The following is a 20,969-nucleotide window of genomic DNA, read 5'->3' as shown; positions in this document are numbered from 1 at the left end:
AATACTATTACCGTGAATTTAATCGAACACTACCACCACACTGGATCATCATTCTCCTCTCTCACCTGTTTAGAAGCTTCGACGGTGACTTCATCGGCAGACAGCTCCGCGATAAATCTTGATGGCTTGTCAAAATACCCTGAATAACTGGCGAAGTAATCAGGCGCAGTCAGATACAGTCTGGTCTTGGCACGACTACAGGCGACATAAAATAATTTTCGTTCCTCTTCTAACTCCTCAAAGTCATCTAAAGAGCGATGATGCGGCGTGATGCCATCAACGAGTGAATTGACAAACACCACTGGCCACTCTAGCCCTTTAGCACTATGAATGGTCGAAATCGTCACTTTGTCTTTATCGTTTTCCTCAGGCTGACTGGTCGTTGCCACTGAGTCATTGGGCGGATCGAGCGCCAGATTTTCTAAGAAATTATCAAGACTGCTGTACTCTGTTGCTAAGTTTTTAAGCACACGAAAATCCTCGCTACGCTCACGCCAGTTCTCTTCAATCGTTTTTAAGACAGGAATATAAAACTCTAAAATACGCTCAATAATAGTCTCGACTGATTCTTCCTGACTTGCCTTAGTCAGAGTATGATACAAAGGCTCAAGTTGCTCACTTTTTTTGGCAAACTTTGCCGTCAGCAATGGTTCAAAAGAATTATTATCAGCATTAATCGCTTGAGTCAAACGCGTCGCAGTGACTGCCCCAACTCCTTGGAACAAGGTCAAAATTCGGTGCCATGCAATCGTATCATTGGGGTTATAAAGAATTTTTATAAAAGCTAAGACATCCTTGATATGGCGGCGCTCAACGAACTTAATACCCCCTACCACGATAAATGGAATATGACGCTCCATAAATTCTAACTGTACATAATTGGACTGAAAAGACGTACGGCACAGTACCGCAAAATCATTGTAATCCTGATCTGGCTTTAACTCGATAATCTTATCAGCAATAAACTTAGCTTCTTTCGTTTCATCACTCAGGCGGCTAAATATCGGTTTTTCGCCCGTTATAGTAGCGTTTGAATAGAGCTGTTTTTGATACCCCAAGGTGATTTGTGCGGACAAGGCATTGATATAATTTAAAACAGCAGGTGTACTGCGATAGTTTTGCTCCAGCTTAATGAGACTCGCCTCAGGATAGGTCTCACCGAACAGTAGAATATTTTCGTAATTTGCGCCGCGAAAAGCATAAATACTTTGGTTGTCATCCCCGACCACCATCAGCGATACTGACTTAGGCTCACAAATCAAATCTATCAGCTGCTTTTGCGGGATATTAGTATCTTGATATTCATCGACCATGATGTAGCGATATTGGTTTTGTAGTAATTGTCTAAATGTGTCATTGGTCTTTAAATGGCGCACGACTTGGCTAATGATGTCATCAAAATCATAGAGATGATTGGCGCGTTTATACTCGTGAAAGTCGACAGCCAACTGCTCGATAATGGGAATATGAATAGCGATATCAGGATAATTATCTTCGATCAAATTACGAATAGGAATGCGCCGATTTCTAGAGGTTGAAAAGATATTTTGTAAGGTCTTCTTGCGTGGAAAAGCTTGGCTTTTGGTTTGCGCAGGATACTTTTTTTCTTTATGAATTAAATCGATCGCATCCTCGCTATCGCCTGTATCCAAGATAGTAAATCGTGGGTTGATACCGAGCAGCCCTGAATACTGACGCAATAGCATATTGCAGAATGAGTGAAAGGTACCACTAGTGATGTCGTTTAGCGCTTTGCTGGTCGGTAGTATATCTTCTGATAATTCATCATCAGACAAAGTATTATTTAGCAGTGTCTTAGCTCGACTCTTAATCTCATTCGCCGCTTTACGAGTAAAGGTCAGTAGCAAAATGCTTTTGGGTGTCACTCCGTTTTCTAGTAAATAGCTGGTACGATACGTCAATGTTTTGGTCTTACCAGAGCCAGCACCGGCGATGACCAATACCTTACCATCGATAGTAGTGGCTGCTAACAATTGATCCGGATTCAGCTCACTGGCGTAATCTACTTTTAAGCCTAAATCACTATTTAACCTTTGCTTCAGCAGCGCAACATTGGCAGCATCGTCGGCGTCGATTAGATTTGCCTCTAGCTTTTTAATCGCTTTTTCAAGACGCGCAAGTTTAGGCTTAATCTCCATAAAGTTCTGCGGATAGTGATAGCGGTGCGTGTCAAAAATAGTGGATGTCATTATAGGAATTTGCCTTTCATTTTATGTTAGCCGCTTTTATCTGTATAAAGCACCTAATACGCAGCAGTTCAGAGATGTAGCTAAGGGATTTTAGTGTTAATAGTTAAGATTGTTAGTAAAGTTTAGCGAGTTATAGGTACTCACCTTCAATGCGCTTGTCAGCTAAATTATTATTTTATAGTACAGCTTACCATAATTGATAAAACAGCAAAATTGCTGGCGATGACTCTGAAAGACTCGGACAAAATCTCAGTATACCGCACAACAACCTCACCCCTATTCCGGTAAATTTGCTACAATATGCCCAATTTTGATTTATCATTTAACCAAACTTTATACCAACTGATTTTATTCATATATTGAGAGCATGTTATGGGTTTTAATTGCGGCATCGTCGGCCTACCAAACGTGGGTAAATCTACCTTGTTTAACGCCTTGACCAAAGCGGGTATCGCCGCTGAAAACTTTCCGTTTTGTACCAAAGATCCCAACACGGGTATCGTGCCAGTACCAGACCCACGCCTAAAGAAATTGGCTGACATCGTCAATCCTGAACGCGTACTACCGACGACGATGGAGTTTGTGGATATCGCGGGTCTAGTTGCAGGCGCGTCAAAAGGCGAAGGCATGGGTAACCAGTTCCTAGCCAACATTCGTGAGACCGATGCGATTGCGCACGTAGTACGCTGCTTTGATGATGACAACGTCGTCCACGTCGATGGTCGCGTCAGCCCTATTGATGACATCGAAACCATCAATACTGAATTAGCTTTGGCGGATTTAGAAGCAGTGGAACGTGCCATTCACAACCAGACTAAAAAGGCTAAAGGCGGTGATAAAGATGCGCAGGCCCTACTTGATATATTCAAAAAGGTTGAACCTTTGCTAGCAGAAGGGAAAGCGGCTCGCGCGGCCAATCTTGACGCGGATGAGAAAAAACTCATCAGAAGCTATGGTTTAATTACCCTAAAACCAACCATGTATATCGCTAACGTCTCTGAGGATGGTTTTGAAAACAATCCTTATCTAGATGCAGTACGCAACTACGCGACTGGCGAAGATTCCATCGTTATTGCGCTATGCAACCAAATCGAATCTGAAATTGCCCAGCTTGATGAAGATGATAAAAAAGACTTCCTAGCTGAGATGGACATGGAAGAAGCTGGCCTTGACCAAGTCATTCGTGGCGGTTATGACCTGCTCGATATGCAGACTTACTTCACTGCGGGCGTCAAAGAAGTTCGCGCTTGGACAGTCGCTGTTGGTGCAACCGCGCCACAAGCCGCTGGTGTGATTCATACCGACTTTGAACGTGGCTTTATCCGCGCTGAAGTGATTGCTTATGATGACTTCATCGAATATAACGGTGAAAAAGGCGCAGCGGCGGCTGGTAAGTCGCGCTTGGAAGGCAAAACCTACATCGTGCAAGATGGCGATGTGATGCATTTCCGTTTTAACGTCTAACTTTCAAAGTTCAATAAAGCAAATGGCGTGTTTACACAGTCTTAGTACAGAACAACCAAAAGTCAGCCTTTGTGCTGGCTTTTTTTATTATAATAACGTCTGTTATCTGCAAAAAGCAGCAAATCCGCTGAAAGCATTTAAAAATAATGATAAAAATAACGGACTATAAATTATGACGGCTTATGTTAAACAACCGCTTAATCCTAGTACACATTGGGCAAAATTATTTAGTGCGCAGCGGCTGGGCAGCCATAAAAAAGCACCTGCACAAGACAGCGTGCGCTCCTCTTTTCACAAAGACTATGACCGACTGGTGTTTTCGCACTCATTTCGGCAGCTCAATCAAAAAACTCAAGTCCATCCATTAACCAATCAGCTCGGTATTCATACGCGTCTAACCCATTCGCTTGAGGTCTCTTGTATTGGACGCTCATTAGGAATGATGGCAGCAGAAAAACTGCATGACAAACTAGCCAATGGTCTACCAGCAGGCGTGTTACCAGCCGATGTCGGTGTCATTGTTCAAGCAGCTTGCCTCGCTCACGATATTGGTAATCCGCCTTTTGGGCATGCAGGAGAATACGCCATTCGTGATTGGTTTATGCATCCTGACCGTCAGGCTATTTTGCAAAACCTCAGTAATAATGAGCAATTAGACTTATTGGCATACGAAGGCAATGCACAAGGATTTCGGCTACTCGCCCGCAATGAGCATCATCCCGATAAGGGCGGTATGCGCTTAACTTGTGCGACGTTGGGTGCTTTTATGAAATACCCTTGGCTAGCAACACACAGCAATCATTTCTCTGAAAGCACTTCCCCAAGTAATTCGCTCACCAATGTACAAAAATTTGGCTGCTTTTATAGTGAAGCCTCTCAGTTAGAAGAATTGGCAGCGTGTCTGAGCCTACCACGGTCGCAGCAACATGATGGTTTTGCGCGCCATCCCCTCGCCTATTTATTGGAGGCTGCAGATGATATCTGCTACGCGCTGATAGATTTGGAGGATGGTATCAATCTGAATATGCTAACCTATAGCGAGGTCGCCACGATATTTTATGAGTTGATTGGTGAGCGTCCTAGTAGCGTGAGCTTGCCAGCGCATATGTCTGTCAGGCAAAGCCTAGCATCATTGCGAGCACGTGCTATGATGCGCTTGGTCAACACTGTCACCGACGCTTTTGTCGCTAATAGCGAGGCCTTGCTGGCTGGTACACTGCAAGGCAGCCTATTTGCACATTGTGATGCAAATGTGCAAAATGGTATTAATCAAGCCAAACAATTGGCCCGTGAGCAAATATTCAATCACCCAAGCAAAGTGCGAATGGAATTGATGGCGAACCAATGCTTACATCGCCTATTAGATGCCTTTATACCATTGGCTTGGACAAACGCAAAAACTGCGCCAATATCCTTTGAGCAGCAGCGCCTACAAAAACTGCTACAACCGTATCTCGACGAGCATCGACGGGTACTATCCGATAATATCTATCACAATATTTTAAATATATTGGACTTTATTACTGGCATGAATGACCATGAGGCGTATAGATTGGCGCAGGAACTACAAGGTCACTGGGGCACAATGGTTTAGACTAAGGGTTTAGACTAAGGGTTTAAAAGACCAGTGCAGGTCTAGTAAATTTACACTCATTGCCTATTTCAGTCGTATTCTTGCGCTGAAATGAGTATGATAAACCTCTATTGGATAATTTTGAAATATTATGAGTAGTCGCGAACAAAAGAAACTTCAAACTCGGCACGCCTTTTTTAATGCGGTGCTCGATCTCTGTATGACAGGGCAGTCTTTTAGCTCCATCAGTCTCAGGCAGGTGACACGCGAGGTTGGTGTCGTACCGACGGCATTTTATCGGCATTTCGATGATATGGAATCGCTTGGACGGGCCTTGGTGGTTGAAGAGTTGGGCGGGACGCTCGCCACCTTAAGCGAAAGCCTGCAAATTGGCCGTAAGCGAAGTTTTGATCGGCAAATCGCTAAGAGTATTCAGCTGTTTTTATATATGGTCAGCGAGCAGCCTTGCTATTGGCAGTTTTTGGTCAGTGAACGCTATGGTGGTTCAGAAGCTGTGCGCAAAGCAATCAATGAATTAATTAAAAAGCATGGTCAAAGCTTAGCAGAAGATTTGGCTTTACAGCCAGCATTTACGCACATTAACGCCTACGATAGACGCTTGCTGGCTGAAGCGGGGGTCAATATGTTCTTCTCTTGGATTATTGATTGGCTAGAACTGACCTATTCTGAAGATCATGATGATGAGGCTGACTTGGCTGAGATTGAAAAAAAGAAACATCTGATGCTGCATAACTGTACTCGCCAAGCACAAATGTTGTTTTATGGCGCATACAATTGGAAGTCTACCGAAGAAACTCGTTTGAGCGACGATTAAGCAATCTATGCAACCTTTGAGTGCTAGGGCGTGCCGTCATTTCAAAAATGGCGATAAAAATGAGATAAATTGCCGTCAAACAAGAAGAATAGCATCGATAGCATCGATAGCATCGGGATATTAACCAACTATTTGACCCTGTTTGGCAAGACTTAGCCATTCTTAGCCTATTTAGATGACTATCGAGTAAATTGAAAACACGCCCTAGTTAAAAGCTCGGCCGAAATGCCCACAGACGCTGCGTAATAACCTTAATGGACTTCGCTTTTTTGCTCTTATTGTCATTGCCCGTACTGTTGGCATCATCGCTACTTTTGTCAGCCTCACCATCATCAGTGGCGGTTTTGCTAATCAAGACGGTGGCAAAACGTTGCCTTGTTTGACCTGTATTGGCACTATCTGTTGCCGTGATAAGCGCCGTAAAAGCCTGACTGTCAACGGCTAATAGTGGCGTTAGTGCTGCCCGCTGCTCTTCATTCAAACCGCCCAATATTGGCAATTGCCACAATTCATCGATAGATGGCAATACTTGCTTGCGCCTCATTTCGGTCAACCCACGCATCTGCTCGCTAGTCACACCGTCCATCAGAGACGCCAGCAGTTCAGGACTGGCAGTATTGACATTGATAGGCACATAATAAGGAACGGCGCTAAGATAAGGGCGCAGTGCTGCTAACACTTCAGCACTTACTCCTCGAACGTCTTGTAACTGCTCGACGCTAATAAATGGCTGGTTCGGTAATGTCCTATCTACTGCCCCGCTGCGCTGCTGCGAATAAACCACGCTCTCATCACCGCCATCTTGATAGACCTCACCATCTGCATCTTGATAGTCCAGTACCGCAATGGCGATATCGGGCTCTAGATTTAATTGTGTTAAGAGTCTTTGAAAGACCATTAACGCAGCGGTATTAACCGCACCATTTTGATATAAGTTATTAATATTAAAACGACTGGCTTCGTCGCGCAATTCGATGCTGATGCTGTGATTATCTAGAGCATAAGGTGGTATCGGCTGCGCCCAAATATCTTGCTCGCTGTCCGTATCGTTTAGCTTATTATCAGCGCGAATCAAAGTCACTGCCAATTGCTGACCAGCATTAATGTCTTGTAGTAATTGATTTTGATCAAACAACAAGCCACTACGCCTGATGGCAATCTTTTGACTGGCAAGCATTGCCCCGGCGACCACCGTAATACTGACCACCAATAGCAGGATAGTCAGCAGTGCTACCCCGCGCTGAGAATGCGCTGTCATGGACATAAACGGCCTCTATTATTGAGCCAATGGCACATTGTCAATACCTTGTAAATTAGCATTTCCCACACCAGCGTTCGCAGTATCGCTACCATTAGTATTATTACTGTTGCCCTCATTACTGCCATTATCGTTGCTGTTATCGCTCTTGCTATTTGGTGCATTTTGCATACTACCACGTGGAGACGGCTGCGGGGCAAGTGCCCACTGCCACGTGATAGGCATATCTTGATACGTAAAGCTAACGGCAATACCTTTTGGCAATAATTGCACCTCAGCTTGGCTATTCGCTGTATCAGCCGTCTGCCCAAAGGCTCTAGTCGTATTGTTGTTATTGCTACTGCTGTTTTCGTCAGGAAATTTGGTCGCAATTTCTGGTAAATAGGCCTGCCAGCGTGCTGCGGTCACCCCTTCTAGCAGTACGCTATCCAAGCTAACGCTATCATCTCCAGCGGCAAGACTGGTATATTGACGGCGAATTAAGCGCTCATCGGCAAAAATATATTCAATGTGCTGCACACTGGCACTACTTTGGTAGCGTGGATCAGGATCTGCGAAGCGTACAAATCTAATATGCTCGCCATCTAAGCTCATAAAAGGCTCAGACTCTATAATATTGGCTTGAGTGCTGTCACTGTTAGTAGTGTTCGTTGAGACACTGATATCTCGCGTACTGGGTGCTTGGTAAGGAATGATTTGTCCTATGTCTTGCTGTAGTTGTAGATAGGTATATTGCAAGACAGCCAAATTATCAGCATGAAATTGCGCACGCTCACGGGCGCGGTTCACGCTATCAAACACTTGCCAACCCGCCACTGCCAGCATCGCAAATATTGCCATGGCGACCATCAGCTCAAGTAGGGTAAAGCCACGCTGCTGCCTCACAGGCTGCCTCCACTTGAATTTGGGCTCGCCAAATCAAGGCTACCCATATCCTGTTCTGGATTACTCAAGACCACCTTAATATCGGTCACTGTGCTGCCTGTCTGTCCATCGATAATAGGTGCGACAGCGATAGTCACCTGCTTTAAGGCGGGGCTAATGGTATCGCCGACTGTCATCATCACCTGCCAATCCCGACCTTGCGCATTAAGCGTTTGGCTGCGATTGGCGGTTAGCCATGTCTCTTGGATTTGTAAATCGGCAGCCGCGTTTTGGGCAACGAAATGAGCCAGCGTACGGGTACGCAACACATCAACCGAGCTGAGATACGCACTGCTGGCACGGCTAGCAGCGACAGCGACGACGGCTAAAATCGCTAAGGCGACCATCACTTCAATCAGGGTAAAACCGCTTTCGCGTGTCGATTTCAACGATGACTTTTCTGATGAAATGGCTTTGCTGGCTTTATTAACAGAACTAACAGGCGAATTAGGTAATTTAATCATCCATTACAGTCCTTGTCCTAGCGACATACTACCATCAGGCATGATGGTAATCACCTCACCCACCAAGCGCGAGTCATGACGCACTTCAATCGTTACCGGTGTCGCTTGCCCCGTACCAAACCATAATATTTGCGGTACCGTTTGATCGGTAAACCAAGGTTGTAGCGTTTGAGTCTGCCCGGCATTTGCAGCAGCGTTACCAGCATCTAAGCTTTGCACACTCAAACTCACTCCAGCAGGCAGTTCAGGTAAGGTAACTTCGGGTTCAATCTCCCAACTTGGCGTTGCTACGTCCCCATTCACACCTGACATCCCAGACAAATCGGTAGACAACTCCATGGCATTTTTAGCACGACTGTCCGTACGATCTGAAGCGGCTTCAGCCGTTTGATAGGCAATATAAGGATTTGATAAAGTGACAATAACGGGGTTTACTTGACCTTGTTTATCCGCTTGTAAGCTTAAGCCCATCGGCTGCATACGCTCAGCGGATAATAGCCTAACGTAGCTCAGCGAATCGGTAAGGTGTTCATAAAAGGCACGGTTTTTTCGAGACTCACTACTACCAACTGATAAGCTCATCATGCCAGCAAAAATAGACAGAATGACCACAACCACTACAATTTCGACAAGGGTAAAGCCCGCTTGCCCGATATGCCTAGGCGCGTGAAGAGCTGGTATTGAAGATATCGAGGAAGTCGGTTTTGACATACAGAAGTCATCTAGAATGGCGCCATCCTACTAAAAAATAACGCTATATTGAATGGTATAAACAAGACGAAAGACGTGACGAGTTATAAAAACTATAAATCTGTACACATATTAAAAAATAAATTTAACGTGCTGCCATACAGAATATAACAACACGGATTTTTATAAAAGAATAGCTGCTTATGTTCAAAATATAATAACAAGCTAGTAATTGGTATTACGATGCTCTTCGGACTCAGTATCGATCTGCTCCACCAGCTCTTGCATATCCTCATCCATCACCTCATCATCGTCGGCAGGATAATGGCTAGGCAACTCGAGCATTTGCTGAACGAAAGCATAACGCAAGGTATCACGGCGACCCAAGTAGCGCTGATAAAAACTTGAGTTCAATAATCCTGCGCCGCCCTGACCCATCGCCCAAATCGAGGACAAGTAATCACGCGTACTTAAATTGCTGTGCTGCTCCTGTAAATACGCACTGATAATATCAATTAAACGCTTCATACGCTGACGGCGAATATCGTACAACTCACCAAACAAGCGATTGAGACCTGTCACTGATGCTGCCAAACGCTCTTCGATTTGATTGAGGAGCATGGCTTTTTGTGGATTGAATAATTGCTGAAAAATCATACGGGCCACACCAGCCGATGGGCAGTCATCAATTCGATTGATCTCAAACAGCTGCTCTTCATAACGAATAATAATACGCAAGTAAAGCTCATCTTTACTGGAGAAATGCTTATATAAGGTGCCTTTAGCCAAATCAAGCTGGTCTGCCAAACTGTCTAAAGTGATATCACCATCGCCTGACTCAAGTAACAGTTGCTCTGCCATCGCTAAGATATTCTCTTCTCGTGCCTTGAACTGATGCTGACGACTCATAATCTCTCCTAAAACCTGACAAGATTAAGCATATGACCATCGTATAGATTAGTGCGTCGGCAACAAGAGTATGAGGCTATACAAAGTCTGCTCGAAGACTACCAAGGGGAATATGCTTATGTTTGCTAAATAGTCATTGATAATCATATGCTTACGTTTGAGATAACAACTAAAAATAACGTAAAGCAATAACACTATCTAATAAATGACTGAGTGGTCATAGCATAACCATTTTAATGATACTGTGCCAGTAAATTTTCAAAGTTTTTTGCAGTCATTGCACCAACGTCATCGCTACTACAGCCATACATCTCCGCCAGACAACTGGCAACGTAAGGTACATAAGCGGGCTCATTAGGTCTACCACGTTTAGGAACAGGCGCTAAATAAGGACTGTCGGTTTCGATAAGCAATCGGTCTCTAGGCATATTTTTTGCTGCATCTTTGATATTTTGCGCGCTTTTAAAGCTAACAATACCCGAAAATGAGATATAAAACCCTAAGTCTAGCGCCTGCTTCGCGGTCTCCCAATCTTCGGTAAAGCAATGAATAATGCCGTGTTCCGCCCCTTCCGCCTTTAGGATATCAATGGTATCTTCTTTGGCATCACGCATGTGTATGACCAGTGGTTTTTTCAAGCTTTGGCTGGCATGAATATGGCGCGCAAGGCTGGCTTGCTGCTCTTTTTTGTTCTCCGTCGACCAATAATAATCTAACCCCGTCTCCCCTATGGCCCACACATGCTCGGCATCGGCAGTTTCTATCAGACGTTCGACCGTCGCTGATTGTAATACGCTGATATCTTCACAAGGGTGGATACCGACGCTCATGCCGAGATTTAACGTTTCATCACCATAAGTGCTGACGATTTTAGCAATTTCATCATATTCAGCAAAATCACACATAATGGCCATCGCTCGGGTGACATTGGCTTCTTTCATGGCAGCAATCGCGCCGGATAATTGACCATCGTACTTGGTCAAATCCAAACGGTTAAGATGGCAGTGGCTATCAGTAAACATAAACAATCTCGTTAATAAAATAGAAAAATTAGGTTTGAAACGTTAAATGAATAGGGTTATTTATTGCTCTAAAGCGAGCTGTTTTCAAGTAAGGTTTAACGATACACTATCAGATAGTTAATAAATCATAAAAGCGGTTTGTTAGCAAAAACATTGCGTCATCTACTCACTCTTCATAAGCCCTTTATTATGAACCATAAAAAAACCATCAGCCTCTCCCCCATCATAAAAACCCTATTACCCAAACAACTATACAAAAAGCGGTTTTTGTTACAAGACAAAGGGCACAACAATCATATCAAGATTGCTAAAGACGTACGCATCATTGGCAATTCAGCCATTACCATTCGTAAAGGTCATGGCAATCACATCACTATCGGTAAGGGCGGCAAATTTAATCAGTTAAAAATCGACATTAACGGCAGTCACAATCAAGTCACGATTGGAGAAAAAGTTAAGTTCTCAGGGCAATTATTGATCGTTGGCAACCATTTGCATATTTATATCGGTGAGCATACTACCGCCATCGACTGCTATATTCTGGCACGTGATAAAAGTGTGACTATTGGTAAATCTTGCATGATATCGCGCGGTATTGAAATTCGAGCGACTGACGTCCACAAGGTTTACGATATAGACTCTAATAAGAGGTTAAATCCTGCTCACTCTAACGTCATTTTGGGCGATCATATTTGGATTGCTGCCAATGTAACTGTCTCTAAAAACGTTACTATCGCTAGCGGTTGTATCATTGCAGCCGGTGCATTTGTCAATAAACCAGTGACCACACCAAATTGTATGGTGGCGGGCGCGCCTGCAAAAATCATTCGCTAAAATGTACGCGGGGAGCGTTAAAGACTCAGGGTATAAGGCTAGTTTTACCATGCCAAACTTTGCTATTTAAAATTAATGTAACGGCACCACACGCATCACCTCTTCTAAGGTTGTCACCCCTTCACTGATACGCTTCGCACCCGATAAGCGTAGCGGCTGTACGCCTTCACGGTAGGCTTGTTGTTTCAATACATCCAAATTGGCATCAGCTGCCACCAGTTTTTTTAGCTCATTCGATAACGGCATGATCTCATATAGACCAACGCGACCTTGATAGCCTGTATGGCGACAGTGCTCACAACCCTGCGCTATATAAATTTGTGCTGGTACAGCAGCGCGCCAAGGCTGTACCAGCTCTTGCCACTGTATCGCAATTTCACTGTCTGGCGTAACATCGACTGCTTTTTTACAATGCGGACATAACGTACGTAGCAAGCGCTGCGCCATTACGCCTAATATCGTCGCTGAGGTCAAAAACGGCTGAATGCCCAAATCATGCAAGCGAGTGAGTGAACTGGGTGCATCATTGGTATGCAACGTCGAGAGCACCAAATGTCCCGTCAGCGATGCTTGCACGGCCATATTAGCAGTCTCGGCATCGCGAATCTCACCGACCATAATAATGTCTGGGTCTTGGCGCATCAAAGAGCGAATGCCGTCAGCGAAGTGCAAATCAACGCCCGGATTAACCTGCATTTGGTTAAAAGCGGGCTCAATCATCTCGATAGGATCTTCAATGGTGCAGACGTTGACTTGTTCTGTGGCTAGCTGCTTAAGCGTACTGTATAAAGTGGTCGTTTTACCTGAACCGGTCGGGCCAGTGACCAAAATAATGCCGTTTGGATGCGCGGTCAACTCGTGCCATGTCTCAAGCTGCTTGCCAGACAGACCAAGCTGAGCAAACGAGCGCACCAATACTTCGGGGTCAAATACCCGCATGACCAGCTTTTCACCAAAAGCAGTCGGCATGGTAGAGAGACGTAGCTCAGTCTCTAACCCTTTTGGCGTACGGGTTTTTAGCCGGCCGTCTTGCGGTTTGCGCTTCTCTGCGACATTTAAACGGCCCAAGATTTTAATCCGTGCTGTCACCGCGACGATAATCGCCAGCGGCATCTCATAAACGGTGTGTAATACGCCATCAATACGAAAGCGCACTTTTCCGGTCTCGCGACGTGGCTCCAAATGAATATCACTGGCGCGTTGCTCAAAGGCATACTGCAACAACCAATCGACAACCCTGACGATGTGTTGGTCATTGGCATCGGGATTGGTATTGTCGCCAAGCTGTAACAACGCCTCGACATTGGTGACATCAGCCGCCGCACGCTTATGTAGAGAGTTTGCCCCAGCAATCGCTTGCGTGACTTGATAAAACTCCTGTCGATAGCGATTGATCTGTTCAGGATTGATATAGACCGTACGATAGCTTTTGGATTTAATTAACTTTTCTATATTAGAGTGCCAGTCTGTATAAAATGGCTGATCGGTACCGATGACCACTTCATTTAACGTCACTTCAACTGGCAAAATATGTTGCGAGCGCGCATATTCAAACGACATCAGCTGCGTAACGGCTGGCACATCAACTTTCAGCGGATCAATACGTACAAGTGGCATGTCTGCTTTGGCCGCCAGCCATTGATTGAGCCACGCTATCGTTAACTTATTCTCAGCATGACTATCAAGCGCATGATCATCAAACGCATGACCATTAGGCAACCCAAACTCACTAATCGTCAGAAGCGGATGCTGCGCCTTGTCACGGCGACTGGTTATCACCAGATTATAGCCGCGCTGATCAATTACTCTATCTGCTAGTAATTCATCAAGACACCAACGTAAATCAATCACGATCGAATATTTTTGAGCAGACATATTTTTCTTCTTTTATTGGTCAATAAATATTTCACAAATCAGCAGTTTATAGCTTTCACTTTCATGGCTTTGATAAAGCATAAATACAGTGCGCCAATTTCATGCTAAGGAGTCACTGCTACAACGGCCGTTATTTGCAACTGTCCCGATTCTATCAGCTGAAAGCTGACATCAACAGACTTATAGCGCATGGTAAAACGCTTATTTAACTCGGTGCGCCGATAGGCAGGACGTGGATCTTGGGCGATTAAGGCTTTGATAGTGTCTAGATCAGCCATTATTAACTGTTTTTGAGTTTTATCAATGACTGCTTTAACTGATGATTGCTTATTTTGAGCATTTTCTACCGCTGCATTTTGCGCACTTTGATTGGCGACAATTTGCAAAAACTGCTCATAAGCCAGCTCGATAATCGTCACATCCAACAAGTGCGGCGCAGTTTGCGCAAAACCACTTTTTGCATGACTCAATGCATCACTATAAGCCACATAAGGTTTGATATCGATAATGGGCGTACCATCTATCATATCAGCACCGCTGATGATAATTAATACCCGACCTTGTATCACCTCAATACGCTCAAGTTTCACCACAGACAATCCCAAAGCGGATGGTCGATACATACTACGACTGGCAAACACGCCTATTTTTTGATTACCACCAAGCCTTGGCGGTCGAACTTGTGGTCGAAAACCGCTACCTGTGGTATCAAGTTGGTCGTTTTGATGTTTCTGTTCGTTTTTGTGATTCTGATTGTCTTTATATAAATAGTTGTGATGAAACTGCCAGCTGATCCAAATATGGCTAAAAGTGTCTAAGCCAATGAATGCCGCTGGCGTATCGTAAGGCGCTAGCATCTCAATTACACTAGTCAGCGCCACCAAATTCGGTTGTCTTGGCGCACCAAACTTCTGTGAGAGCGGCGCACGATGGTAGCCAATGATTGGTGCTCGATGCTGGTCATTCAACAAGGCATTATCGCCAGACATATGGTCACTCCACTGATAACAAACGGTCTTTATCGAGCCAATTGGCTCAAGCATACAAAATTACTCACTAACGATATTCCATTTTATCATGGTACATCGTGGCTGCTAGACAGATTTTTATTTTAAAGTTTGGTATTATGAGCTTGAAATTTATTGAGAATGGCTTGCATTCATACAATACCTATAGTGCTTATGAGGACAAAAACCTTATGACTAGCCTACGATTCCTTGTATAAATGTGAAAAAAATGCTTTGTAACTTGCTTCATACATTCACAATATTATTGGTTTTTGGCTAAAAAATATTTCAAAGCATGAGCATTTATAGTCATTTTAATATTTTAATATTTTAATAATAATTACCCGCTTATATATGGTTAGCGTCCAACAGCTATCATTGAAAATTCTAATTTCATACTCATTTACACTTAACGATAAAAATAGCGACTTATTAACGAGGACTTTATGTCAAAACTTCGCACCGAAACGGTTACAGAGGTTCATCATTGGAATGATGCCTTATTTAGCATCAAAACCACACGTGACGATGGCTTACGCTTTCGCAATGGCGAGTTTGCGATGATTGGTCTCGCTGTCGATGGCAGACCACTGCTACGCGCTTATTCGATTGCTAGCCCTAACTATGAAGACCATCTAGAGTTCTTTTCTATCAAGGTTCAAGACGGCCCTTTGACCTCACGCCTACAACATATCAAAGTCGGCGATGAGCTATTGGTCAGCAAAAAGCCCACCGGCACGCTAGTCTTAGACGATCTACTACCCGGTAAACACCTTTATATGTTGTCCACTGGTACGGGGCTTGCGCCATTTTTGGCCTTGGCACGTGACCCTGAGGTTTATGAGCGCTTTGATAAAATCATCTTGGTGCATGGCGTTCGTTATGCAGATGATTTGGCGTATCGTGACATGTTCGAAAATGAGCTGCCCAACGATGAAATCTTTGGCGAATGGTTCCGCGAGAAGTTTATCTACTATCCAACGGTTACTCGCGAAGAATTTAGAAATCAAGGCCGTGTTACCGACTTAATGAAATCAGGCAAACTTTTTGAAGATATTGGTTTGCCACCGATGAATAAAGACGATGACCGTGTCATGATCTGTGGCAGCATGCCATTCAATGCGGAAGTCTCTGAGATTTTAGATGGTTTTGGTCTCACTGTGTCGCCACGCATGGGCGTGCAAGCGGACTATGCGGTTGAGCGCGCCTTTGTCGGTTAAGATTAATGTGATTAAAAGCACAATTATTATAAATAATTCTTGACGCTAAAAAATAGGCTGCTATAATACGCAGCCTATACAGAGAACACTGTAGCCCAATTCGATAAGGTTTCGCACAATAGACTTTATCACCTAACATGCCAGTGTGATGGAATTGGTAGACATGACGGATTCAAAATCCGTTGCCTTTAAAAGCGTGTCGGTTCGAGTCCGACCACTGGTACCACTATACGAAACCCTTACAGTCTATAGATTGTGAGGGTTTTTTATTGCGTGAATTATTTATAAATTGGTCGAGTAATAACAGCGTAAAATAAAATTTTGATACTATCTTGATACTTTAATACATCTGCATGTTCACGTATTATAGTGCTATTAATATAATAACTGCGGCGTGACGGATGAATTATGAAAGTTAAGCTTAGTAAGAAGTTTATCGATTCAGTTGCATATGCTTCAAATGGTACAGACATCTACATGGATGAAGTATTAACGGGTTTTGCACTTCGTGTGGGTAAGCAATCTAAGAGATACACGCTTCATAAACGCATCAATGGTAAGCTCTATCGTGACGAAGTTGAAGAAACACATCTAATCACTTTGACTGAAGCTCGTGAAAAAGCGAGCACGATGATGGTCAACATAAAAAAGGGACTTGATGTTTACGATGGTTATCACGCTACTCCAAAGTTAAAAGACATTCAAGATTCTGATATACCAACACTTAATGAAGCATATACCTACTTTAAATCTATGAAGCCAAATCTTGCCAGCCGTACTATTGAAACTTATGATCAGCAAATACTTGGTCGACTCGATGACTGGCTTGATATATCGTTAAACGATATAACTAAAACTATGATAAGTGAAAAACATAAGGAAATCAGCAAATCTAGTCCAGCTCAAGCGAATGCTACTATGCGAGCTCTTCGATCAGTATGGAATTATTGTCAAGATAGCTTCTTAGATGACGATGAGGAGTACATAATAAAGGATCAACCCATTCGAATACTGAATGCCAAAAATGATTGGAACAAAATTAAACCTCGTACTCGTCATGTTGAAGAAGAGTATTTAGGAGTATATTTTAGAACTTTGATTGAACACCGTGACGGTAGTTCTTTCAAACAAGCATCTTATAGCAATAATGCTCGTGATCTTTTACTGCTTTTTATGTTTGCTGGAGTTCGCTTAAATGAAGCGCAGACACTAAGATGGGAAGATGTAGATCTTGACGCTGCTCGTATCGTTTTTAAAGCCACTAAAAATGGTTCTGATTACCATATGCCTACTGGAAAAATACTTCAAGCCATACTTAGTGAACGCTATAGATTGAGCAATGGAGAGCGTTGGGTATTTCCGAGTGATTTGAAAAGAAATAGCGACCACGTTAAAGATTTGAGCGGTAGTTATCATTCAATATCAAACAAAGCTGGCTTGCACATTACGCCTCACGATTTGCGTCGTACATTTGGCACTGTCGCTAATGGTCTTAATGTAACCTATCCAGTGTTAAAGAGACTGCTCAATCATCGTGAGGCTAAATCTAGTGATGATGTGACACTACATTACATACAGGTATCACAGCGACAATTACGTGAAGCTTTAGATGAGATTGAAGCTTTTTATTGCAAGCATATAGGAATGACTCAAGATGAGGTGATTAAGAGTCTCTTACAGACATAACTTCATATAATTTTTTAAAGTTCTGTACAACTAACTAATCGATAGAACATGTAATGACATTTTGATTAGGAGACATACTATGGGTATCAAACTTGAATTTGGTATGACACAGAATAGTAGAGATCAAAAAATCTGTGTTGATTATTGGGCATATGATCATAAGGAGGATTATCTTGAACATGTACAAATGCTATGTCAGAAATATAGAATCAGCTCAAATCTATTGTTTGAGACGATTGCTCAATGTTACGCTTGTTTAGATGATATGCTCTGTGAGTACTGTGCAAGTGCTTGCCCGGTAGAGATGCCAGCAGATATCCTATATATGCGTGCTCAAGATAGTTGGTGTTGTATGGTTTGCAAAAACGCAGTATGGCAAAAGGATTACGTTTGATCGCTTTCAAACTTATATAGTAATTATTGCAAAATCTACAGTAGTAAATTACATTATATGATTTTTTATAAACAATCATATATGCCAATTATTCTGATTAAACTGGTTCACTATCTCTAGTAACCCATTTACCAAACTCAAAACTCTCGTTATATTTGATTTTGAAACTGTTGTTTACAAGGTAAACACATTCCGTATTAAGAGTTGTATTCGAAGTATAGAATTTTTCTGTATTAAGACCTAAATGCTTTATAAAAAGCGGCTTAGTGAAAAATTTTTTTAAATAGGTACTATATTGACCATCTCTATCTATGACAAAACCACATTCAACACAAGTGTTGACTATAAAAACTTTGTTAAGTATTTCACTACGCACCTTTTTTATGGGTGAAAAAACATAATTCTTAGAAAAATGTGTATTAATAATTCTAAGCTCTTTATCGCTACAATCTTTTATTTTCTTAGAACGTACTTTATAGTCTTCTTTATATCTCACCTCAGAAATTATCGGATTGGAGTAACCACATTTAGCGCAAGAGTCTTTACTCACCCCTAAAGTCATCTCAGTGATACCGTTGGATTTAAATCTAAACTTTGTAGAGGTGAATCGCTCATAAGGTATAAAAACTAGGCCCTGTGAAACCAATCTTTGTATAAAATTCTCTAATGGTAGTGTAATAGGCTTAAATGAACGGTGGTTGTACCGACTACTGTTGCTGTCTAGCTTATTCACGTTATAAATCATATAAGCTTGATTGCCCTGCGTCTTATTTCTATAAATAGAGAATACAGGTATGTCTTTCGTACTATAGGCATAATCGCCTGTAATTGCGTTGGTATCTTTAATTGAGCCACTTCTAAGCAACCACGCACACCTTACACCTGATTGAGCATATTTTTCTTGTCTGCGTTTTGTTTCTATAAAAGTTTGAGGGCTCCATTGCACTTCAATTGCAATCTTAGCTTTACCTTTTTCTACGTAGATATCTGCTATCCATTCCTCCCCACTAGGGGTAACCCCTCTTTTTTCGACTTCTACATTCCAACCGTTTCTATCTAATTCTTTCATAACAAGATATTTGATATGCATGTGTTCGGCAGTTTCACCACCAGTCGAGCAGTTAGAGTCTTTAGGTTTTGCCTTATGAGCGAAGAACTGCGTACCTAGCTTACTTGTCTTTAGTATTGCCTGATTACCACAGCAAGCCATATTGAAACTGGACGCTTTATCTTCTTTTAAAGCTATCCAATCTTTTAAGCTATATATAAAACTATAGATTTTTTCATCGTTTTTTGTGCAAATAAAAGCCATATTGACCCTTAGTTATTTTGACTTTTGATCTAGCAATACATTCTTATATATATTCATGCTTTATAAGATGATCGCGCATAATTAGGGTTTACCTTCTCCTATGCCTTTACCTTCGTATCCAGTAAAAACCGCGTGAATTGACTCAAGCGCTTTGAACCGCCCCGACTATATCGGAGACTTGATTGCTTGAGTCAGGCAGCTTTGTCTGACTCAATAAAACTATCATAGTATCGTCTCTCAAACTCAAAAGGCGACACATAGCCAATCGTACTATGAATGCGAGTTTTGTTAAACCAATCGACCCATTCAAGGGTTGCTAATTCAACATCACTCACACCTTGCCACTGCTGTTTTAAATATTCAATCACCTCCGTTTTATAAAGTCCGTTAACCGTTTCAGCCAACGCATTATCGTATGAATCACCTGTCGTGCCAACAGATGCAATGACGCCAGAATCAGCCATCTTATCAGTATAGCGAATTGATAAGTACTGAACGCCGCGATCACTATGATGAATGACATCTTTAGGATGGTTTCTGTCTGCAATGGCTTGGTTTAGTGCTGCCATCACCATATCAGTGTTCATACGATCTGATACTTTCCAGCCAACGATAGCGCGAGCAAATACATCAATGATAAAGGCGGTATATACCCAGCCACTCAGTGTCTTTATATAGGTAAAATCAGCAACCCATAGTTGGTTAGGGCGATGGGCATTAAAGTTACGATTAACCAAATCATCAGCACGCTTTTGATCGTCACGAGACTTAGTCGTTATCTTACCTTTACCTCGCCAAATACCCTGCATTCCATGCTGACGCATTAAACGCTCTACAGTGCAGCGTGCAGGATGTATACCCTCTGCTTTCAACTGTTTCCAGACTTTACGAGTACCATAACGGCATTTGCTGTCCTGCCAGATACGTTTAATCTCATTAAGATAGAAATCGTCATGCTGACTACGCTGTGAACGCTTCTCCGGATTGTCGTTTAAGTCTTTGGTACGATAGTATATGGATGGGGCAATCGGCAAGACTCTACAAATAGCTAGAATGCCATAAATAGATTTATTCTCGTCGATGAATTGAACCATCACTAAGGTTTGCGGTCTATTTCCGCCTGGGCGAAAAAAGCGGCTGCTTTCCTTATGATCTCATTGGCTTGTTTTAATTCTTTGTTCTCACGTTCAAGCTCTTTGATGCGCTCGGCTTGGCTTTGAGCTTGAATCTTTGCAGGAATGGTTTTATCAATGTGCTTTTTATGCCATGATCGTAGGGTCTCAGGCGTGCAA

At 42.7% G+C, this 20,969-nt stretch carries 18 protein-coding genes, 1 tRNA gene and 1 other annotated feature; of the genes, 8 read left to right on the top strand and 11 right to left on the bottom strand.

The genetic code is table 11. The annotated features are described in order from the left end of the window. Positions 1 to 29: 29 nt before the first annotated feature. Positions 30 to 2,210 (bottom strand): ATP-dependent helicase, encoded by a 2,181-nt coding sequence (locus tag AAEY79_RS12785; RefSeq protein WP_350588260.1) that lies wholly within the window; start codon positions 2,208 to 2,210, stop codon positions 30 to 32. 372 nt (positions 2,211 to 2,582) lie between these two features. Here AAEY79_RS12785 and ychF point away from each other — a divergent pair, with 372 nt between their 5' ends. The 3 genes from ychF to AAEY79_RS12770 all read left to right on the top strand — a co-directional run bounded on the left by ychF (position 2,583) and on the right by AAEY79_RS12770 (position 6,082). After that, complete coding sequence (ychF, locus tag AAEY79_RS12780) at positions 2,583 to 3,674, top strand: redox-regulated ATPase YchF (protein WP_201576551.1); 1,092 nt, start codon at positions 2,583 to 2,585, stop codon at positions 3,672 to 3,674. A 172-nt stretch (positions 3,675 to 3,846) separates the two neighbouring features. Next, complete coding sequence (locus tag AAEY79_RS12775) at positions 3,847 to 5,268, top strand: deoxyguanosinetriphosphate triphosphohydrolase (protein WP_352288617.1); 1,422 nt, start codon at positions 3,847 to 3,849, stop codon at positions 5,266 to 5,268. A 130-nt stretch (positions 5,269 to 5,398) separates the two neighbouring features. Further along, a complete protein-coding gene (locus AAEY79_RS12770; protein WP_025650818.1) occupies positions 5,399 to 6,082 on the top strand; it encodes a TetR family transcriptional regulator in 684 nt (227 codons plus the stop codon). Between the two features lie 208 nt (positions 6,083 to 6,290). On the opposite strand, the gene gspK is transcribed toward AAEY79_RS12770, so the two are convergent. The 6 genes from gspK to AAEY79_RS12740 form a co-directional block, all read right to left on the bottom strand. Then, positions 6,291 to 7,340: a type II secretion system minor pseudopilin GspK gene (gene gspK, locus AAEY79_RS12765; protein WP_201567619.1), complete on the bottom strand. Its 1,050-nt coding sequence runs from the start codon at positions 7,338 to 7,340 to the stop codon at positions 6,291 to 6,293. Between the two features lie 18 nt (positions 7,341 to 7,358). Further along, positions 7,359 to 8,225, bottom strand: a complete 867-nt coding sequence (gene gspJ, locus AAEY79_RS12760; protein WP_201567604.1) for a type II secretion system minor pseudopilin GspJ — start codon at positions 8,223 to 8,225, stop codon at positions 7,359 to 7,361. After that, positions 8,222 to 8,728: a type II secretion system minor pseudopilin GspI gene (gene gspI, locus AAEY79_RS12755; RefSeq protein WP_201567606.1), complete on the bottom strand. Its 507-nt coding sequence runs from the start codon at positions 8,726 to 8,728 to the stop codon at positions 8,222 to 8,224. Before gspI ends, gspJ begins: the two co-directional genes overlap by 4 nt. Positions 8,729 to 8,731: 3 nt before the next feature. Next, positions 8,732 to 9,439, bottom strand: a complete 708-nt coding sequence (locus AAEY79_RS12750) for a prepilin-type N-terminal cleavage/methylation domain-containing protein (RefSeq protein WP_201567608.1) — start codon at positions 9,437 to 9,439, stop codon at positions 8,732 to 8,734. A 204-nt stretch (positions 9,440 to 9,643) separates the two neighbouring features. Further along, on the bottom strand, positions 9,644 to 10,327 hold the full coding sequence (locus AAEY79_RS12745; protein ID WP_025650823.1) for a TetR/AcrR family transcriptional regulator: 684 nt from the start codon (positions 10,325 to 10,327) through the stop codon (positions 9,644 to 9,646). Positions 10,328 to 10,560: 233 nt separating this feature from the next. Next, positions 10,561 to 11,349 (bottom strand): TatD family hydrolase, encoded by a 789-nt coding sequence (locus AAEY79_RS12740; protein ID WP_025650824.1) that lies wholly within the window; start codon positions 11,347 to 11,349, stop codon positions 10,561 to 10,563. Positions 11,350 to 11,538: 189 nt separating this feature from the next. Between AAEY79_RS12740 and AAEY79_RS12735 the strand changes: the two genes are divergently transcribed. After that, on the top strand, positions 11,539 to 12,183 hold the full coding sequence (locus AAEY79_RS12735) for an acyltransferase (protein WP_201567610.1): 645 nt from the start codon (positions 11,539 to 11,541) through the stop codon (positions 12,181 to 12,183). Between the two features lie 72 nt (positions 12,184 to 12,255). On the opposite strand, the gene AAEY79_RS12730 is transcribed toward AAEY79_RS12735, so the two are convergent. Together AAEY79_RS12730 and AAEY79_RS12725 are read right to left on the bottom strand one after the other, a co-directional pair. After that, positions 12,256 to 14,058: a GspE/PulE family protein gene (locus AAEY79_RS12730; RefSeq protein WP_201567612.1), complete on the bottom strand. Its 1,803-nt coding sequence runs from the start codon at positions 14,056 to 14,058 to the stop codon at positions 12,256 to 12,258. A gap of 104 nt (positions 14,059 to 14,162) precedes the next feature. Further along, on the bottom strand, positions 14,163 to 15,047 hold the full coding sequence (locus AAEY79_RS12725) for a tRNA (N6-threonylcarbamoyladenosine(37)-N6)-methyltransferase TrmO (RefSeq protein WP_201567628.1): 885 nt from the start codon (positions 15,045 to 15,047) through the stop codon (positions 14,163 to 14,165). 464 nt (positions 15,048 to 15,511) lie between these two features. On the opposite strand from AAEY79_RS12725, the gene AAEY79_RS12720 reads away from it, so the two are divergent. The 4 genes from AAEY79_RS12720 (at position 15,512) to AAEY79_RS12705 (ending at position 18,365) form a co-directional block, all read left to right on the top strand. Further along, the gene (locus tag AAEY79_RS12720; protein WP_025650828.1) at positions 15,512 to 16,285 is read left to right on the top strand and encodes a ferredoxin--NADP reductase; all 774 of its coding nucleotides are present in this window, start codon (positions 15,512 to 15,514) and stop codon (positions 16,283 to 16,285) included. A gap of 139 nt (positions 16,286 to 16,424) precedes the next feature. Then, a tRNA-Leu gene (locus AAEY79_RS12715) sits at positions 16,425 to 16,511 on the top strand. 182 nt (positions 16,512 to 16,693) lie between these two features. Then, positions 16,694 to 17,971, top strand: coding sequence for a tyrosine-type recombinase/integrase (locus AAEY79_RS12710; protein ID WP_025645715.1), 1,278 nt, complete (start codon positions 16,694 to 16,696; stop codon positions 17,969 to 17,971). A 79-nt stretch (positions 17,972 to 18,050) separates the two neighbouring features. Beyond that, positions 18,051 to 18,365, top strand: a complete 315-nt coding sequence (locus tag AAEY79_RS12705; RefSeq protein WP_025650829.1) for a hypothetical protein — start codon at positions 18,051 to 18,053, stop codon at positions 18,363 to 18,365. A gap of 97 nt (positions 18,366 to 18,462) precedes the next feature. Here AAEY79_RS12705 and AAEY79_RS12700 read toward each other — a convergent pair whose 3' ends face one another. Both AAEY79_RS12700 and AAEY79_RS12695 read right to left on the bottom strand, forming a co-directional pair. After that, positions 18,463 to 19,677, bottom strand: coding sequence for a competence protein CoiA (locus AAEY79_RS12700; protein WP_025650830.1), 1,215 nt, complete (start codon positions 19,675 to 19,677; stop codon positions 18,463 to 18,465). A 191-nt stretch (positions 19,678 to 19,868) separates the two neighbouring features. Continuing rightward, positions 19,869 to 20,969, bottom strand: a protein-coding gene (locus tag AAEY79_RS12695) for an IS3 family transposase (protein WP_350541605.1) whose coding sequence is annotated in 2 segments (ribosomal slippage) — positions 19,869 to 20,812 and positions 20,812 to 20,969 — 1,102 coding nt annotated over the 2 segments. Because the reading frame shifts where the segments join, the coding sequence is not laid out codon by codon here. This gene is flagged as partial in the annotation. Further along, positions 20,697 to 20,813, bottom strand: a sequence feature (AL1L pseudoknot). It overlaps the preceding gene by 117 nt.

Origin of the sequence: Psychrobacter sp. GW64-MNA-CIBAN-0177 (genome assembly GCF_040309585.1) — a bacterium.
Taxonomy (GTDB): Bacteria; Pseudomonadota; Gammaproteobacteria; order Pseudomonadales; family Moraxellaceae; genus Psychrobacter; species Psychrobacter okhotskensis.
This window is presented reverse-complemented; position numbering and strand designations above follow the sequence as displayed.

Bases quoted from the DNA above. Each gene is read 5' to 3' on its own strand.
- AAEY79_RS12785 (WP_350588260.1), bottom strand. From the start codon at position 2,210: ATGACATCCACTATTTTTGACACGCACCGCTATCACTATCCGCAGAAC.
- ychF (WP_201576551.1), top strand. From the start codon at position 2,583: ATGGGTTTTAATTGCGGCATCGTCGGCCTACCAAACGTGGGTAAATCT.
- AAEY79_RS12775 (WP_352288617.1), top strand. From the start codon at position 3,847: ATGACGGCTTATGTTAAACAACCGCTTAATCCTAGTACACATTGGGCA.
- AAEY79_RS12770 (WP_025650818.1), top strand. From the start codon at position 5,399: ATGAGTAGTCGCGAACAAAAGAAACTTCAAACTCGGCACGCCTTTTTT.
- gspK (WP_201567619.1), bottom strand. From the start codon at position 7,340: ATGACAGCGCATTCTCAGCGCGGGGTAGCACTGCTGACTATCCTGCTA.
- gspI (WP_201567606.1), bottom strand. From the start codon at position 8,728: ATGATTAAATTACCTAATTCGCCTGTTAGTTCTGTTAATAAAGCCAGC.
- AAEY79_RS12750 (WP_201567608.1), bottom strand. From the start codon at position 9,439: ATGTCAAAACCGACTTCCTCGATATCTTCAATACCAGCTCTTCACGCG.
- AAEY79_RS12745 (WP_025650823.1), bottom strand. From the start codon at position 10,327: ATGAGTCGTCAGCATCAGTTCAAGGCACGAGAAGAGAATATCTTAGCG.
- AAEY79_RS12740 (WP_025650824.1), bottom strand. From the start codon at position 11,349: ATGTTTACTGATAGCCACTGCCATCTTAACCGTTTGGATTTGACCAAG.
- AAEY79_RS12735 (WP_201567610.1), top strand. From the start codon at position 11,539: ATGAACCATAAAAAAACCATCAGCCTCTCCCCCATCATAAAAACCCTA.
- AAEY79_RS12730 (WP_201567612.1), bottom strand. From the start codon at position 14,058: ATGTCTGCTCAAAAATATTCGATCGTGATTGATTTACGTTGGTGTCTT.
- AAEY79_RS12725 (WP_201567628.1), bottom strand. From the start codon at position 15,047: ATGTCTGGCGATAATGCCTTGTTGAATGACCAGCATCGAGCACCAATC.
- AAEY79_RS12720 (WP_025650828.1), top strand. From the start codon at position 15,512: ATGTCAAAACTTCGCACCGAAACGGTTACAGAGGTTCATCATTGGAAT.
- AAEY79_RS12710 (WP_025645715.1), top strand. From the start codon at position 16,694: ATGAAAGTTAAGCTTAGTAAGAAGTTTATCGATTCAGTTGCATATGCT.
- AAEY79_RS12705 (WP_025650829.1), top strand. From the start codon at position 18,051: ATGGGTATCAAACTTGAATTTGGTATGACACAGAATAGTAGAGATCAA.
- AAEY79_RS12700 (WP_025650830.1), bottom strand. From the start codon at position 19,677: ATGGCTTTTATTTGCACAAAAAACGATGAAAAAATCTATAGTTTTATA.